The following is a 15,903-nucleotide window of genomic DNA, read 5'->3' on the forward strand; positions in this document are numbered from 1 at the left end:
ATCCTTGAAACAACGAAACCTGGGCGGCGAGGGACTCGCCGTGTCCGAGCTCGGCCTCGGCTGCATGGGCATGAGCGAGTTCTACGGCGCCGAGAACGACGAGGAATCCATCGCCACGATCCACAGGGCGATAGACCTCGGCGTCACCTTCCTCGACACGGCCGACATGTACGGCCCGTTCACCAACGAGCGTCTGGTCGGCAGGGCCATTGCCGGCAGGCGCGACGAGGTCGTGCTCGCCACCAAGTTCGGCAACGAGCGGACCGAGGACGGCACGAGGCTCGGCGTCAACGGCCGCCCCGACTACGTCAGGAAGTCCTGCGACGCCTCGCTCCGGCGCCTCGGCGTGGACCACATAGACCTCTACTACCAGCACCGCGTCGACCCCGACACGCCCGTCGAAGAGACGTGGGGGGCGATGAAGGAACTCGTGGACGCGGGCAAGGTCCGTTACCTCGGCATCTCCGAGGCGGCCCCGGAGACCATACGGAGAGCCCACTCGGTGCATCCGATCAGCGCGCTCCAGACGGAGTACTCCCTGTGGAGCCGGGACGTGGAGGACGAGATCCTTCCGACCGTCCGCGAGCTCGGGATAGGCTTCGTCGCCTACAGCCCGCTCGGGCGCGGCTTCCTGACCGGCCAGATCCAGAGCCCCGAGGACTTCGACGAGGGCGACTACCGCCAGAACTCCCCGCGCTTCCAGGGCGAGAACTTCCACAAGAACCTGGAGCTCGTCGAGAGGGTGCGCGAGATCGCCTCCGAGAAGGGTGTGGCCCCCGGCCAGCTCGCCATCTCCTGGCTGCTCCACAGGGGCGAGGACATAGTCCCCATCCCCGGCACCAAACGCCGCAAGTACCTGGAAGAGAACGCGGCGGCTGTGGACGTGGAACTGACCGAAGAGGACCTTCGCCGCATAGACGAGGTCGCACCGGCCGGTGCCGCGGCCGGCGACCGTTACCCGGACATGAGCACCGTCAACGGCTAGGGAGGGTTTCGTGGCGCCGGTCATCAGGCTGGACCACTGCGTTATCCACGTCTCCGATTGGAAGAGGTCAAACGCCTTCTACCGGGACGTGCTAAACGCCGAGGTCGTGCCCGTCGGGAAGGGTTTCTCCTACCGGTTCGGTGCCCTGCAACTCAACCTGCACGGCCCCGGCGTGGACGCGAACCCGCTCGCGAGGGTCCCCGTCCCGCCGGGGGGCAGCGACCTCTGCTTCGAGTGGCCCGGAGATATCGGAGAAGCGGAAGCCCACCTCCGCCACCACAACGTCGATGTGGAGCTGGGCCCCGTCGAACGTCGCGGCGCCGGAGGTGTCGGCACGAGCGTGTACTTCCGCGACCCGGACGGTTCTCTGTTGGAGTTCATCTCGTACCAGAGCGCCTGAGACCGCCAAAGGGGAGTCATATGGACGACGTCGAGCACATATCGCGCAAAGGGACGGGTGTCCCTGTTAGCTGGTTCCCGGTCCCTGAAGAATCCGAGTTGCCGGAGAACCTTCGGGGGCTCTTCCGCAAGGCGCGGGAGGCCGTCGGGTTCGTGCCGAACGTGTTTCGGGCCTACAGCTTCAGACCCGAGAGGCTCTCCGCGTGGTTCTCGCACTACCGGCAGCTCCACGAGCCGACCGAGAACCTGGACGCGGCGGAGCGGGAGATGATCGCGGTGGCCGTCTCGATGGCGAACGGCTGCCTCTACTGCCTGGTCGCCCACGGCGCCGCCCTGCGCGAAGCCCTCGGGGACCCCATCCTCGCCGACCGCATCACGCTCGACCACCGGAGGGCCGGCCTCGACGAGCGCCGCACCGCCATCCTCGACTACGCCGTCAAGGTCACGGAGAGGCCGCTGGACTGCACCCCAGAGGACCTTGAACGGCTCAAGGGCTACGGGTTGACAGAGGAGGAGGTCTGGGACGTGATAGAGGTAGCGAGTATGTACAACTTCACCAACCGCATGTCGCTGGCGTGCGGCATGATCCCAAACGAGGAGTACCACGCCCTGGCGCGGCAACCCCGGGCCAACACGGTCGATACGAAACCTTAACCCCAGGGTAAATAGCGTAAGCTGGGGGGCAGTCCAGAGAGAAGGGGGATAGGCGTGGCCGAAGTGAAGTACGTCTCGCGGGTCGGGGTGGAGCCGGTGGAGGGGAAGGTGCGGCGGGCCCACCTGCCGGGCGAGGAGCAGCCGGTGCTCTTCGGGGTCCACTCGGAGGTCGCCGAGCACTACGGCGTCTCGCCGGGGGACGAGGAGCCGCACGCGAGCACTTTAGATTACGTGGTGGCCGCGGCGGGCGGGTGACTGCTCGGCACCTTTGCCGGCGCGCTGGCAGCGCGTCAAGTCTCCTTTGAGAACCTCCGGGCGGATACGGTTGGGGAGGTGGAAGCCGACGGGAAGGTGCTGGTGATCAAACGCATCACGCAGACCTTCCAACTCGCCGTCCCCGAAGAAGAACGCGAGACCGTCGAGCGGGTGCTCTCCGTGTACGCGGACAGTTGCCCGGTGGCCCGTTCGGTCAAGGGGAGCATCGAGATCTCCAGCGAGGTCGACTTCCTCTCTACGTAAATTGTCGTAATTTTTCTTAAAGAACGCGCAACACCGTTGACAAGCTCGGCGGGCGCCGCTAGAGTGCCATGGCTGTAGTTGTCGTCGCGAAAGGACCGAGGCTTTGATGCACGTCCACCACACGAACATAGGAATTCCGGTGTTCGGAGGAGAGGTGCGTCCCGAGCCGAGGCTCCTCAACCTTACGAACTCCGGTGTCGGGGCGTTCGGGGGAGAGGTGCGTCCCAAGGTCCGCGCGGTCGCGGTGAGAACATGAGCCTTTAGCTCAACCACACTTCTCAACGAGGCCCCCGGACCAAACGGACCGGGGGCCTCAAGCTTTGCGCCACAGGCCAGAGCACGAGTCTCCGCTCCGACCCCCAGAGACGGGCATCACCCCAGGTACGGAAGCGACAGAGAGACGAGAGAAGGAGAAAGAGATGTACGGGGAGTTTTACGCAGCGCAGGACCGCACGCTCAGGCAGCAGGAGCTCGCCGACAAGGTGGCCGAGCGACAACGGTACGCGCGGCCCAAAGACCGGCTCTCGCTGCGCGCCAGGCTCGCGCGGCAACTCTTCGCCCTGGCCGTGGCCGCCGAACGCGAAGAGACGTGGCGGGTCGTCTGGGAGCGGCTCGAAGCCCGGCAGTAGTGGCAGGCTCTGCCTGCCACGCTGTCAGCTTTCAGCGGTCAGCCTTTAGCCTATTTGTTGAGGCTGATCGCTGACGGCTGAAGGCTGACCGCTCTAAAGAGGAGGGATTCTTAGGTATGAAAGCGTTGGAACTCAAGAACGTGGACAAGAGCTTCAAGAAGCGCCGGGGGGAGGTGGTGCGGGCGCTGGATGGGATCTCGCTTTCGGTTGGGAAGGGGGAGGTCGTCGGCATCCTCGGGCCGAACGGGAGCGGCAAGAGCACGCTGGTCCGGGTCGTCTCCACGCTCGTCTTCCCGGATTCCGGGGAGGTCGAGGTTTTTGGGGTGGATGCGTTGCGGCATTCCAAGAAGGTGCAGAGGAGCATGAACCGGGTAAGCGTCGAGGCGAGCTTCTTCAAGAAGTTGTCCGCCATGGAGAACTTGATCTACGGGGCCAAGCTCTACGGCGTCACCACCGGCGAGGCGCGGCCCAGGATCAAGGAGATCCTGAACAACATCGGCTTCGCCCAGAAGCGGGCCACGGAGCCGATGGAGCACCTCAGCCGCGGGATGCAGCAGAAGATAGCGCTCGCCAGGGCCCTGCTCACCAGCCCCGTCCTCATGCTCCTCGACGAGCCGACGACGGGCCTCGACCCGAGGAGCAAGAAGGACGTGCAGGGGTTTATCAGCAGGATCAGGGAAGCCCACGACTCCTCGATCCTGCTCTGTACGCACGATATGGGCGAGGCCGAGGAGCTCTGCGACAGGGTAGGCATCATGATGGACGGTAAGATACTCGCCCTCGAAGAGCCGGAGAAGCTGAAGGCGCGCTACGCCAGCGGAACCAACGGCCGCGTGCCGACGCTGGAGGAGACTTTCATGGCCGCGACCGGCTACTCGGTCGAAGAGGCCAGCGCGGAAGGAGAATAGGGGATGAGAGGTCCCGTCAAACCCGGTTGGCTGGTCGAGATGATCGCCGTCTGGGGCTACGTGCAACGCAACTACTTTCTTACCAAACGGTACTTCATGTGGGAGGTAGTCTGGCTGACGTTCACCACCGTAAACGCAATGTCCATAACCTTTATCGGGGCCGGGGCGGCCCAGCGGCCCGGCGCCGAGGCCATCGACATCCGGGAGTACATGACGTTTCTGCTCATAGGTGCCTTGATCTGGAGCTACCTGTCCATGATCTTCGACATCCTCTCGGAGACGGTGCAGTGGGAGCGGTGGGAGGGGACTATCGAGTACACGTTCATGAGCCCGACGAGCCGGGTGACGCACCTGCTCGGCATGGGCGTCTACGCGATCGTCTACGGCATCATCCGAACGGCACTCGTCCTCGGCGTCGCCATGCTCGCCTTCGACCTCGACCTCGGCAACGCCAACTACGCGGCGGCCGTCGTGGTCCTCGCCGTGTGCAGCATCTCGCTCGTCGGGTTCGGGGTCGTCGCCGCCGTCATGCCGCTTCTCTCCCCGGAGAAGGGCCAGCAGGTTACCTACATAGTCTCGGCGCTTCTGCTCCTGGTCTCGGGCGTCTACTACCCCGTGAGCGTCCTCCCCGACTGGATGCAGCCGCTCGCCACCATCTCGCCGGTAACCTACGGCCTCGAAGGTGCCCGCGACGCGCTCCAGGAAGGCGCCGGCGTCACCCAGCTCTGGGGCAGTATCTGGCCGCTGCTCGTTATGGGGGTCGTCTTCGTGCCGCTCGGGATCTGGATCTTCCACCTCGGCGAGAACTACGCGAAACGGACCGGAAAGCTGAAGAGAAGCGGGTAGTGAGGTTCCGGATCTCGTACGGCCGGTCAGCAGGATAAAGCCTCCGCAAACCGGGGAGGTCCTCGCCCGGAGCGGTTTGCAAAGCTGAAAGCTGTCAGCCGTCAGCTATCAGCTTTCAGCCAAGAGCAATAAAGCTGACGGCTGATAGAGCGGTTTTCGGAAGCGATTAGCTTCCGAAAACCGCTCTAGCTTTCGGCCAGATGTTTTTCCAGGTCGTCCACGACGCCGTTGGCGGCGGTGGGGCCTATGCCGAGCATCCAGAGGTCGTCTGAGGCCTCGTAGACACGGTCTTGCCTGACGGCTTCGAGCTTCTGCCAGAGGGGGTCGGAGGTGATCTTCTGCCGCGTCGTCTCGTCTTGCGGGCCGTAGGCGGTCACGAAGATCGCATCCCCGTCCATCTCCGGTATGGTCTCCTCGCTCGCGTTGAGGATGGCGAAGTCGTCGACGTCCTGCGAGGGGGGGCGGGGCAACCCGGCGTCCTCGAGCACCGTCCCGACGAAAGACTCCTTCTGGTAGACGCGGGTCTCGCCGGGCAGGAAACGGACGACGGAGACCTCTGTCTCGCCCAACCGGCCGCCCATGGCCCTCTTGAACTCCTCCAGGCGGTCTTCGTAGCCGTCCATGACCTCTTTGGCCTCGTCTGCCCTGTTCATGGCCTCGGCGTGCTTCTCGAAGTTCTCTTTCCAGGTGACGCCCGTGGTCTCGGTGAAGACGGTCGGGGCGACCTGGCTCAGTTGGTCGTAGATCTGCTCGTGACGGAGTTTGCTGGAGAGGATGAGGTCCGGGTTCAGCGTGGCGATCTTCTCCAGGTTCGGCTCCTCGATGGTGCCGACGTTCTCTATGCCACCCGCGCCTTCGAGGTACGAGGGGAGACCGAGCCCCTCGACGGCCTCCACCGCTCCGACCGGCTTCACCCCCAGAGACATCGCGCTGTCCAACTCCCCCGTGTCCAGCACCACGACCCGCTTGGCGGTTCCTTGTATCTTCGTCTCGCCCATCGCATGCTCGATGGTTCTCGTCTGGGCCGAGGCACCGCCGCCATCCCCGCCTTGGCCACCGGCCCCGCCGCAAGCCGCCAGCGCGAGAGCCGCGGCCAGAAAAACTACTGCGGACAGACGGTCTTTGATCCAGATCAATTGATTAGTCCCTCCAGACCCTGTATCTTGGCGTCCCATGTTGCTATTGACAATCATTATCAATATCGTGGGCAAAGATAGAGGAGTTTCCCGGTCGCGTCAACACGGGTGTGATCCGGATCAGGTCCGGGGCGGATAGGGGTGCGGGTCTTGCGTTCACGGGCGGCGCTCTCGTTCGGGTTGGTGGTGTGTTCGGGGGTACTACTGTTGTGTCTGTTGGCGAGCGTGCGGTTCGGGGCGGCCCGGATAGGGACGTGGGAGGTGATCGGGGCCTTCGTCGACTACGGGGGCTCTGAGGACGACCTGATCATCCGCACCCTGCGCGTGCCGCGGGCCCTGATCGCCGCCCTCGTGGGCGCGGCCCTGGCCGTGGCCGGGGCCATCATCCAGGGTCTCACCCGCAACCCGCTCTCGGACCCGGGGATACTCGGCATCGAGGCCGGCGCCGCGCTCGCGGTGGTGGGGTCCGTGTTCTTGCTCGGGGCCTCTTCGCTGACTACCTACGCCCTCTTCGCGTTCGTGGGGGCGGCCGTCGCCGCGGTCGTCGTCTACGGGCTCGGGACGCTCGGGGGCGGGATGAACCCCATGAAGCTCGTCGTGGCCGGGGCCGCGCTGGCGGCCCTGCTCTCGTCGCTCACGACGGCGGTGCTCATCTTCAACCAGAGGACGCTGGAGGAGATCCGGTTCTGGCTCGCCGGTTCGGTGGCGGGGAGGGACCTGGGCCTGCTCTTGCAGGTGCTGCCCTACGTCTTCGCCGGGTTGCTGCTCGCGTTCGTGCTGGGCCGCCAGATCACGGCCCTCACGCTCGGCGAGGACGTCGCCACGGGGCTGGGCCAGCGCACCGCGTGGGTAAAGTCTCTCTCCGTGGCGGCGGTCGTTCTCCTCGCGGGGAGCGCGGTCGCCATCGCGGGGCCGGTAGGCTTCGTCGGGCTCGTCGTCCCGCACGTGGCGCGCTTCTTCGTCGGGGTGGATTACCGCTGGATCCTGCCCTACTCGGCCCTTCTCGGGGCGATACTTCTTGTCTCGGCCGACATAGCCGCGAGGGTCGCGCTCAGGCCGCAGGAGCTGCCGCTCGGGGTCATGACCGCCCTCGTGGGGGCGCCCGTGTTTATCTACCTGGCGCGCAAGAGGAGCAAGGGGTGAAGGGGAGGGTAGTCTTCAGGCCGTGGGGCGGGCGGGCCTCCGCGCTGCTGGACCCGCGCGCAATCATTGTCTTCGTGTTGCTCGGGCTCGTCGCGTTCGCGGGCGTCGTTGCCAACGTGGGGGTCGGCGAGTACCCGATAGCGCCGCCCGACGTGATCCGGGCTCTCCTCGGCCTCGGGTCCGACGACGGCAACTACGGCTTTATCGTCAACGCGCTCAGGCTGCCGCGGGCGCTGGTCGCCGTCCTCGTCGGGGCCGCGCTCGCGGTTTCGGGCGCGGTCCTGCAGGGGATCACGAAGAACGACCTTGCGGCTCCTGACATCGTGGGGGTCAACGCCGGGGCCGGGCTCGCGGCCGTGACGTTGATAGTCGCCTTCCCCTCGGTCTCCGCGGCGTACCTGCCGCCGGCGGCCTTCGGGGGGGCGCTCGTCGTGGCCGGACTGCTGTACCTGCTCGCGTGGCGGGGGAGCAGCTCGCCGACGCGGCTAATCCTCGTCGGGGTGGGCCTCGGCGCGGTCGCGACGGCGCTGACGACGTTCATGATCACGTTCGGAGAGATCTACCAGGTCAGCCAGGCCCTCGTCTGGCTGACCGGCAGCGTCTACGGCCGCTCCTGGGAGCAGGTCCTCACGCTCCTGCCGTGGCTCGTGATCTTCATGCCCCTCACCCTGCTGCGCTTCCGGCACCTGAACGCGCTCGGCCTGGGGGACGAGGTGGCGAGGGGGCTCGGCGTCCGCGTGGAACTGGAGCGGGGCCTGCTCGTGCTCTGCAGCGTCGCGCTCGCCGCCGCGGCCGTAGCGACCGCCGGAACCATCGCCTTCGTTGGCCTCATGGCCCCGCACATCGCGAGGAGGCTCGTCGGGCCCGCCCACGGCGGCCTGCTGCCGGTCTCTGCGATGACCGGCGGGGCGATGGTCGTGCTCTCCGACCTCGTGGGAAGGACGCTCTTCGCCCCCGTCGAGATACCGTGCGGCATCGTCACCGCCGTCGTGGGTGCCCCGTTCTTCCTGTACCTGCTCTACAAGACGCGCAAGGCATGAGAAAGGGGCAAGCGTGAAGGCGGAAGGCTCATCGCACGGGGTGGGAGCGTTCGGGCGCGGCAGGCGCCTGAGCCGCCGGGGTTTCTTGAAGCTCGGCGGCTCAGGCCTCGCGGGCGCGGCGCTGCTCGGTAGCGGAACGCTGGCAGGATGCGGCGGGGGGACGCCGCAGGGGGAGGGAGGCTCCGCCGGGACCCGGCGGGTGGAGCACGCCCTGGGCGAGACCCGGATACCGTCAGATCCCCGGCGGGTGGTGGCCCTCGATTCCTTTATCGCGCTCCCGGCGTTGCTCGACGCGGGCGTGCCCGTGGTCGGCGCCCTGTCGGTGAGCGCCATCTCCGGCGGGGGGGCGTTGCCGTCCTACCTCACGCAAGAAGAGGCCGACGGGATCGAGATCGTGGGCGGCGCGGAGAGCGGCCCAAACCTGGAGGCGATAGCGGCGCTGGAGCCCGACGTCGTAGTCGCGTGGTCCGTGCTCCTCGACGACCGGCTCTACGAGGATCTGAACCGCATCGCGCCGACCGTCGCGACCGAGGGGGTCGCCTACCTCGGCGGGGACTGGAGGGATGAGGCGCGCAGGATCTCCTCCTGGTTCGGCGCCGAGGAGGGTGCCGAGGCGCGGATCTCCGCCTACGAAGAGCGTGTGGGAGAACTCGGACGGCGCGTAGAGGAGCGCCTGGGCACCCCGTCCGTCAGCGCCCTGCGGATCACCGAAGACCAGCTGCTCCTCTACTACAGCTGCTTCTGGCCCGGCTCGGTGCTCGCCGAGGCAGGCCTGCGGCGCCCGCAGAACCAGCAGCGCGACGATGGGTGCCCGTCCTTCCAGGAGCAACACGCCGACGTCCTGAGCCTGGAGAGGCTGCCGGAGGCGGACGCCGACGCCCTCTTCTACTACGTGGGGGGAGGCCGGGACGGCGCAGAGGCGCTGAAAGACCGGATGACGGAGAACCCCCTGTGGCGGTCCCTGGACGCGGTCCACAACGGCCGCGCCTTCGCGGTGGGCGGTGACGCCTGGCTCTTCGCCAACGCGCGGGCCGCGGAACTCGTCCTCGACGATCTCGAAAAGCACCTGCTAGGAGGAGATACGGTATGAAGAAATCAGCGACGACGCCCAGGATACTCACACGACGCGGACCGACCCGCGGGCAGTTCCTCGCCGGTGTCGGGGGTTTGCTGCTGCTCGGCGGCTGCGGCGGGACCGGCGGTGGTGGCGGCGAAGAGGGTTCGGGCGGGACGAGGACGGTAAGGCACAAGTACGGCGAGACGGAGGTCTCAGGGGTCCCCGAGCGGGTCGTCACGGTAGGATTCACCGACCAGGACCCGGTGTTGGCGCTCGGGGTCACGCCCGTCGCGGTGCGCGAGTGGTTCGGGGAGAAGCCTTACGCGGCGTGGCCCTGGGCGCAGGACGAGCTGGGGGGCGCCGAGCCGGAGGTCCTGCCCTCCACCGAGCTAAATATCGAGCAGATCGCGGGCCTAGATCCCGACCTGATCGTCGGCGTCTCCTCCGGCATGACCCGGCAGGAGTACGACACGCTCTCGGAGATAGCCCCGACCCTCGCCCAGTCCGGCGAGTTCGTGGACTTCGGTGTCCCCTGGCAGGAGCAGACGCAGGCGATAGGCCGCGCTTTGGGCCGCCAGGACCGGGCCGGGGAGATGGTCTCCGAGCTGGAAGCGCGCTTCGCCCGGGCCCGCGAGGAGCACCCGGAGTTCGAGGGCGCGAGCGGGGTGGTGGTCGGGCTTACGGCCGAGGACGACTCCTACACCCCGTCCCCCTACGGGCCCCAGGACGTCAGGGGGCGGTTCATGTCCTCCCTCGGGTTCCGGATACCCGAGGAGATCGCCGACCTCGCCGGCGATTCCTTTTTCGCGGACCTCAGCCGAGAGCGCCTGGGGCTGATCGACACCGACGTGCTGGTCTGGGTCACGGTGCTGGCTGAAGACTTCGAGGCGGTCCGGACCGATCCGCTGTACCGCAGGCTCGACGCCGCGAGGGAGGGCCGCGACCTCTTCCTGGAAGAGACCCTCTCCGGCGCCCTCTCTTTCGGCACCGTCCTGAGCCTGCCTTTCCTGCTCGACGGGCTGGTGCCGATGCTCGCAGCGGCCGTAGACGGCAACCCCAACACCGAGGCGGCGTCATGACTCGCCACCCTCGGACGCGGGGGGTTCGCGATTGGCGAATGACCGGCCCACCGCTCGCGGCGACGCTGGAGCGCGCCTCCGGGGCAGGGTCCTGGGGCGACATCCGGCTCTTCGGCCATGCGGGATCCCCCGCCGGCCCGGGATGGTCCACGGCCGCGGAACTCTGCTCCGACGCGTCGCTCCTCGACGGGTTGTTGCGGCGCTTCGGGCGGGAGTGCGGGACGGAGATCCCGCAGGTAACGGGTAGCCTCTTCTTGAAGGGCTACCTCTGGCGCGTCCTAGCCCCGGTCGTCGCCGCCCTCGTCCTCGAACGCCGGGTGCCCGACCTCGGGCCGGAGGGCGTGGCGCTGCGCTTCGACGGGCTCGGCTTCCCGGCGGACCTGGCCGTGGGCGGCGCTTTCGCCGCCCTGCCGGACGATCCAGAAGCCGGGCATCCGAACGCTCTGGTTCTGGCTTCGGAAGAAGACCTGTCGCGCTACCTGGCGGAGAGGTTCGCCGGGTCCCATCTGCCCGGATTGCTCGCCGCGCTGCGCCCGCGAACGCGCCGGGGGCTCTTCGCCCTCCGTCAGATGGCCGTGGACGCGGTCGCCGACGCGTTCCTGATCGTGGGCCAGGCCCTGGATCGCGAGGAGGAGGCCGTCGATCTTGCGGAAGGGGTGCTCGCCGACCCAGCCCCGCTCACGGGACCGACCAACTATTACGCGGTGGAGCACGACGGGCGCCGCGAGACGAGCCGGGTGCGCAACGCCTGCTGTCTCTACTACAGGCTCGGAAGGGACGCCTGTCTCACCTGCCCCCGCACCACCCGGGTGGAGAAAACAGACGAAGCGCCGGAGGTCAGGAGCCGTTGAGCAAGCTGCGAACCGAGAAGGTCAGGCTCGGCTACGACGAGGCCGTCGTCATCGACGGCCTAACCGTCGAGGTGCCCGAAGGCAAGATAACCTCCGTCGTCGGCCCCAACGGCTGCGGCAAGTCCACGCTGCTCCGCTCCCTGGCCCGCCTGATGAAGCCCCGCGGCGGCGCGATCTACCTCGACGGCGACGCCATCTCGAGCCTCCCGACCCGCGAGATCGCCCGCCGCCTCGGCATCCTCCCCCAGAGTCCGGCCGCCCCCGAGGGCCTCACCGTCCGCGAGCTCGCGGCCCAGGGACGCTACCCGCATCAGGGCTGGCTGCGTCAGTGGTCCAGGGGGGACGAGCGGGCCGTCGAGAAGGCGCTCCGGACCACGGGCGTCGCCGAGATCGCGGACAGGCCGCTCGACACCCTATCGGGCGGCCAAAGGCAGCGGGCCTGGATCTCGATGGCCCTTGCCCAGGAGACCGAGACCCTGCTGCTCGACGAGCCCACGACGTTCCTCGACATGGCCCACCAACTCGAAGTCCTGCAACTCCTCGACCGTCTCAACCGCGAGGAGGGGCGGACCATCCTTATGGTCCTGCACGACCTCAACAACGCCGCCCGCTACTCGCACCGGGTCATCGCCCTCTCCAAAGGCCGGGTCTTCGACGCCGGCCCGCCCGACGAGGTCGTGACCCCGGACCTCTTGAGGCAGGTCTTCGGCGTGGAGGCGGACGTGGTCCCCGACCCGCGCACGGGCGTTCCGCTGTGCATCCCCCACGGCCTCCACCATGGGCCGTCAAAGACCCGGTTCGGCGCGTTGGATCCCGCAGAGAAGGGTTAGCAGGTACGATGTTCCGGGACCGCGACCGTTCCCCCTCCCCGCCCGACGAGCTTGCGAACACGACCCCGCCACCTTATGATAGCGGTAGTGTGTTTTGTGACAATACGCGAAAGGAGCGGCATGAGCGAGGTCGCGCAAACGCGGATGAAGGGTGCGATGAGGGAGGCGATGGAGGAGCAGATCGGGCACGAGTTCTCCGCCGCCTACCTGTATCTCTCGATGGCCGGCTTCCTCGAGACGGCGAACCTCCCCGGCTTTGCCCGCTGGATGAGGGCGCAGGCCGCGGAAGAACAGGTCCACGCCCTCAAGTTCTTCGACTTCTTGCTCGACCGCGGCGAGTCCGTCCGCCTCCGTCCCATAGGAGAGCCGCCCCACGACTTCCACTCGCCGCTAGACACCTTCGAGCAGGCCCTGGAGCACGAGAAGCGCGTCACCTCCCTCATCCATGACCTCTACGAACTAGCTATCTCCGAAGGTGACTTCCCCGCCCAGGTGCTCCTCAACTGGTTCGTCTCAGAGCAGGTCGAAGAAGAAAAGTCCGCATCAGAGATAGTCGAACGCCTCCGCATGGCCGGCGAAGACACCGCCGCCCTCTTGATGCTGGATAAAGAGCTGGGAGAAAGGGAGTAGGGTAGCTGTCAGCTTTCAGCGGTCAGCTTTCAGCTTTTTGCCGCGCAGGGCCACACCGGGCCGCGCCACCCGAAACGCTTCGGATGGCGAGCAGCGCGACGTGTCGAGACGGCTAGCTGATAGCTGAAAGCGAGCCGGATGCGGCGAAGCGGGCTGACAAGCTGCCTCGCGGTCCGACCGGACCGCGAGGCGTCATCAGGGGCAGCGGCTGCCCGGGTTGTTGTACTTCTCGTTCTGGCGCCAGCGGTAGAACTCGCCGCGGTTCATCGGGCGGCGGCCGGGGTGGGTCGAGGAGTGGACGACGAGGTACTTGTCGTAAGCGTTCTCGCCCGAGATCTCCTTCAGGTACTCCCAGATGGCGCGCAGGGGTCTCATCGCTCCCTATTCTAGCTCCCGGTCCCGACCGGTTCGCGCTCGTCTAAAGGCTGGCCGTCGGAGTCGAGGTTGGACTCCTGCCAGGGTGCCTCGCTCAGGTCCGGTTCCTTGCCGCCGCGGATGATACCGAACCACACTCGGGTGGCGTCCACGAGGACGACGATTATCAGGAGGGCGAAAAGGATCGAGAGCACGCCGTCCACCGTGGAGTTCGTGATGATCTGGCGCACGTCGTCCGCGCTCTGGGCGGTGCCGTAGAGCTCGCCGTTGGCGAGGGCCTCCTGGGCGGCCGCTCTTTGCGCGAAAAAGCCGAGCGTGGGGTCCGAAGAGAAGATCTTCATCCAGCTCGCCGTGAGCGTCACCGACGCGTCCCACAGAAGCGGCAGCGCCGTCACCCAGGCGTAGCGGAGCTTGCCCATCTTTATGAGGATGGTCGTGCCGACGGTGAGGGCGACGGCGGCCAGCAGCTGGTTGGCGATGCCGAAGAGGGGGAAGAGCTGGTTGATGCCGCCCAGAGGGTCGTTCACGCCGGCGTAGAGGAAGTAGCCCCAGGCGCCGACGATTAGGGCGCTCGAGATCAGGTTCCCCGGCAACCACGAGGGGTTGGCGAAGGGGCGGTAGACGTTGCCGATCATGTCCTGGATCATGAACCGCCCGACCCGCGTTCCGGCGTCGACGGTCGTCAGGATGAACAGGGCCTCGAACATGATCGCGAAGTGGTACCAGAACGCCTGGAGCGCCTGGCCGCCGATGAGGCCCGAGAAGATGGCGCTCATGCCTACCGCCAGCGTCGGCGCGCCGCCCGTCCTGCCGACGATGCTCTCCTCCCCGACGTTGTCCGCCGTCGTCTGGAGCGTCTCCGGGCTCACCTGAAACCCGAACCCGTTTACGGCCTGGGAGGCGGACTGGACGGTGTCCCCGAGCACGGTGGCGGGCGCGTTCATGGCGAAGTAGACGCCGGGGTCGAGCGTGGTTGCGGCGATAAGCGCCATCACCGCCACGAACGACTCCATGAGCATCGCCCCGTACCCGATAAACCGGGTCTGGCTCTCTTTCTGGATCAGCTTCGGCGTCGTCCCCGAGGCCACGAGCGCGTGGAACCCGGACAACGCCCCGCAGGCTATCGTTATAAAGACGAACGGAAAGAGCGGGCCGGCGAAGACCGGGCCCTCGCCGTTGAAGGCGAACTCGGTGGCCTTGGGCATCTGGATGGCCGGCAGGGTGAAGGCGATGCCGACTGCCAGCAGGAGTATGGTTCCTATCTTCATGAACGTCGAGAGGTAGTCGCGGGGGGCCAGGAGCACCCACACCGGAAGCACGCTCGCTATAAAGCCGTAGGCGATGAGGGCGAAGACTATCTGGTTCGGGCTGAACGTCCAGAAGTCGGCGTACGGGCTGGACTCCGCGATCCAACCTCCCCCGATGATCGCCAAAAACAGCAGCCCCACCCCGATTATCGAGACTTCGAGGACCCGCCCCGGACGGATAAAGCGCAGGTACACACCCATCAGGAGCGCTATGGGCAGGGTCATGGCGATGGAGAAAGAGCCCCACGGCGACTCTGCGAGGGCGAGCACCACGACCAGGGCGAGAACCGCGAGCAGGATGACCATGATCGAGAGGACCGCGATCAGGGCCGCGACGCCGCCGACGGGACCTATCTCTTCCCGGGCCATCTGCCCGAGCGTCTTCCCGTCGCGCCTCATGGAGAAGAACAGCGTGGTCATGTCCTGGACAGCACCCGCCAGGATCACGCCGACTATGATCCACACCGTCCCGGGCAAAAACCCCATCTGCGCCGCGAGCACCGGCCCTACCAGCGGCCCCGCCCCCGCGATGGCCGCGAAGTGGTGGCCGAAGAGCACCCGCCGGTCCATCGGCTCGAAGTCCCGACCGTTGTTGAGCCGCTCTGCCGGCGTCGCCCTCGAATCGTCGGTCTCAAGTACCTTCTTCTGGATGAACCTGGCGTAGAACCTGTAGGCGATGGCGTAGGAGGCAATGGCCGCGAAGAGCAGCCAGCCCGCGTTTACGGTCTCCCCGCGGGAGAGCGCAAGCACCCCCCAGCAGACCGCCCCGACCAGGGCGATACCCAGCCAGATACCGTAGCGACGAATGCTATTCCCCATGGTCCCCCTGCCCTTCCCTAAAGGCTCTTACGAGATATTCGGCATCCTAGCACAATGGAAAACGGTAATGAACACGCCGCGACGGCGGCGCTATCGGGCGCCCAGGTACGCCAAGAGTCGGCGGGTCAGGGCCAGAGGGTCCCCCAAACCTTTTGCCTTCTCCGTGTGCCCGGAGAGCGTGAGGTCCACCGCCCCGTGGGCCGTGGCGTACACGAGCGCGGCCAACTCGACGGGATCTTCGCCCGGTAACAACCCCGCTTCCTGGCAGTCCGCGACGGCCCGCACGAACCGCTCGTGGACGGCGCGCGCGGCCTCGTGTGCCACCGGATACGCGCTGCCCTTGACCTCGGGCCCGAACATCAGGCGGGTGCGGGCGGGGTTCTCTAGCGCGAAGCCCACGTAAGCCGCCGTCATCGCGTCGAGGCGCTCGAAGGACCCATCCGCCGCCCCCGCCGCCCCGGCCATCTTCTCCCCGACCTGCTCGAAGTAGCCCGCCGCGACCACAGAGAGCAACTCTTCCTTGTCGGCGAAATGCCTGTACGGCGCCTGCCTGGAAATCCCAGCCCGCTCCCCGACAGCCCGTAACGTCACGGCGGTCATGCCACGCTCCTCGAGCAAGCCCGCCGCGGCCCGGATCAAAGCCCCCCGCGTATCACCCCGCTCCCTCGATGCCACCTTGTCTCTCGTCCTACTCAT

The 15,903-nt window shown here is 66.9% G+C and carries 20 protein-coding genes; 16 read left to right on the forward strand and 4 right to left on the reverse strand.

Features of this window, described 5'->3' with window-relative positions; translation table 11 throughout:
- The first annotated feature begins 4 nt into the window (after positions 1-4).
- From GBA63_RS02705 to GBA63_RS02745, 9 genes are all read left to right on the forward strand, one after another.
- A complete protein-coding gene (locus GBA63_RS02705; RefSeq protein ID WP_166173247.1) occupies positions 5-985 on the forward strand; it encodes an aldo/keto reductase in 981 nt (326 codons plus the stop codon).
- 10 nt (positions 986-995) lie between these two features.
- Positions 996-1,385 (forward strand): VOC family protein, encoded by a 390-nt coding sequence (locus tag GBA63_RS02710; RefSeq protein WP_166173249.1) that lies wholly within the window; start codon positions 996-998, stop codon positions 1,383-1,385.
- Between the two features lie 20 nt (positions 1,386-1,405).
- The gene (locus tag GBA63_RS02715; RefSeq protein WP_166173251.1) at positions 1,406-2,038 is read left to right on the forward strand and encodes a peroxidase-related enzyme; all 633 of its coding nucleotides are present in this window, start codon (positions 1,406-1,408) and stop codon (positions 2,036-2,038) included.
- A 54-nt stretch (positions 2,039-2,092) separates the two neighbouring features.
- The gene (locus GBA63_RS02720; RefSeq protein ID WP_166173253.1) at positions 2,093-2,293 is read left to right on the forward strand and encodes a hypothetical protein; all 201 of its coding nucleotides are present in this window, start codon (positions 2,093-2,095) and stop codon (positions 2,291-2,293) included.
- Positions 2,294-2,557, forward strand: coding sequence for an OsmC family protein (locus GBA63_RS02725; protein ID WP_166179758.1), 264 nt, complete (start codon positions 2,294-2,296; stop codon positions 2,555-2,557).
- A gap of 103 nt (positions 2,558-2,660) precedes the next feature.
- On the forward strand, positions 2,661-2,813 hold the full coding sequence (locus GBA63_RS02730) for a hypothetical protein (RefSeq protein WP_166173255.1): 153 nt from the start codon (positions 2,661-2,663) through the stop codon (positions 2,811-2,813).
- Positions 2,814-2,976: 163 nt separating this feature from the next.
- Positions 2,977-3,186, forward strand: a complete 210-nt coding sequence (locus tag GBA63_RS02735) for a hypothetical protein (RefSeq protein WP_166173257.1) — start codon at positions 2,977-2,979, stop codon at positions 3,184-3,186.
- 116 nt (positions 3,187-3,302) lie between these two features.
- Positions 3,303-4,094: an ABC transporter ATP-binding protein gene (locus GBA63_RS02740; RefSeq protein WP_166173259.1), complete on the forward strand. Its 792-nt coding sequence runs from the start codon at positions 3,303-3,305 to the stop codon at positions 4,092-4,094.
- A 3-nt stretch (positions 4,095-4,097) separates the two neighbouring features.
- Complete coding sequence (locus GBA63_RS02745; RefSeq protein ID WP_166173261.1) at positions 4,098-4,940, forward strand: ABC transporter permease; 843 nt, start codon at positions 4,098-4,100, stop codon at positions 4,938-4,940.
- Positions 4,941-5,125: 185 nt separating this feature from the next.
- Here GBA63_RS02745 and GBA63_RS02750 read toward each other — a convergent pair whose 3' ends face one another.
- Complete coding sequence (locus GBA63_RS02750) at positions 5,126-6,076, reverse strand: ABC transporter substrate-binding protein (protein WP_228282276.1); 951 nt, start codon at positions 6,074-6,076, stop codon at positions 5,126-5,128.
- A gap of 141 nt (positions 6,077-6,217) precedes the next feature.
- On the opposite strand from GBA63_RS02750, the gene GBA63_RS02755 reads away from it, so the two are divergent.
- From GBA63_RS02755 to GBA63_RS02785, 7 genes are all read left to right on the forward strand, one after another.
- Positions 6,218-7,219 carry a FecCD family ABC transporter permease gene (locus tag GBA63_RS02755; RefSeq protein WP_166173265.1) on the forward strand — a complete coding sequence of 334 codons (1,002 nt, stop codon included), beginning with the start codon at positions 6,218-6,220 and terminating at the stop codon, positions 7,217-7,219.
- Entirely contained in the window at positions 7,216-8,259 is a 1,044-nt protein-coding gene (locus tag GBA63_RS02760) for a FecCD family ABC transporter permease (protein WP_228282278.1), read from the forward strand. Before GBA63_RS02755 ends, GBA63_RS02760 begins: the two co-directional genes overlap by 4 nt.
- 13 nt (positions 8,260-8,272) lie before the next feature.
- Positions 8,273-9,349, forward strand: a complete 1,077-nt coding sequence (locus GBA63_RS02765) for an ABC transporter substrate-binding protein (protein WP_166173267.1) — start codon at positions 8,273-8,275, stop codon at positions 9,347-9,349.
- Positions 9,346-10,395 (forward strand): iron-siderophore ABC transporter substrate-binding protein, encoded by a 1,050-nt coding sequence (locus GBA63_RS02770; protein WP_166173269.1) that lies wholly within the window; start codon positions 9,346-9,348, stop codon positions 10,393-10,395. Before GBA63_RS02765 ends, GBA63_RS02770 begins: the two co-directional genes overlap by 4 nt.
- A gap of 38 nt (positions 10,396-10,433) precedes the next feature.
- Positions 10,434-11,246: an IucA/IucC family C-terminal-domain containing protein gene (locus GBA63_RS02775; protein ID WP_166173271.1), complete on the forward strand. Its 813-nt coding sequence runs from the start codon at positions 10,434-10,436 to the stop codon at positions 11,244-11,246.
- A complete protein-coding gene (locus tag GBA63_RS02780; RefSeq protein ID WP_166173273.1) occupies positions 11,243-12,076 on the forward strand; it encodes an ABC transporter ATP-binding protein in 834 nt (277 codons plus the stop codon). The genes GBA63_RS02775 and GBA63_RS02780 overlap by 4 nt, the downstream gene beginning before the upstream one ends.
- 120 nt (positions 12,077-12,196) lie before the next feature.
- Positions 12,197-12,706 carry a ferritin gene (locus GBA63_RS02785; RefSeq protein ID WP_166173275.1) on the forward strand — a complete coding sequence of 170 codons (510 nt, stop codon included), beginning with the start codon at positions 12,197-12,199 and terminating at the stop codon, positions 12,704-12,706.
- Between the two features lie 195 nt (positions 12,707-12,901).
- Here GBA63_RS02785 and GBA63_RS02790 read toward each other — a convergent pair whose 3' ends face one another.
- The 3 genes from GBA63_RS02790 to GBA63_RS02800 form a co-directional block, all read right to left on the reverse strand.
- Complete coding sequence (locus GBA63_RS02790) at positions 12,902-13,081, reverse strand: YbdD/YjiX family protein (RefSeq protein ID WP_166173277.1); 180 nt, start codon at positions 13,079-13,081, stop codon at positions 12,902-12,904.
- Positions 13,082-13,092: 11 nt separating this feature from the next.
- Positions 13,093-15,207 carry a carbon starvation CstA family protein gene (locus tag GBA63_RS02795; RefSeq protein ID WP_166173279.1) on the reverse strand — a complete coding sequence of 705 codons (2,115 nt, stop codon included), beginning with the start codon at positions 15,205-15,207 and terminating at the stop codon, positions 13,093-13,095.
- A gap of 90 nt (positions 15,208-15,297) precedes the next feature.
- Complete coding sequence (locus GBA63_RS02800; protein WP_207957044.1) at positions 15,298-15,882, reverse strand: TetR/AcrR family transcriptional regulator; 585 nt, start codon at positions 15,880-15,882, stop codon at positions 15,298-15,300.
- Between the last annotated feature and the right edge of the window lie 21 nt (positions 15,883-15,903).

This window comes from Rubrobacter tropicus (genome assembly GCF_011492945.1).
In the GTDB taxonomy this organism is placed as follows: Bacteria; Actinomycetota; Rubrobacteria; order Rubrobacterales; family Rubrobacteraceae; genus Rubrobacter_D; species Rubrobacter_D tropicus.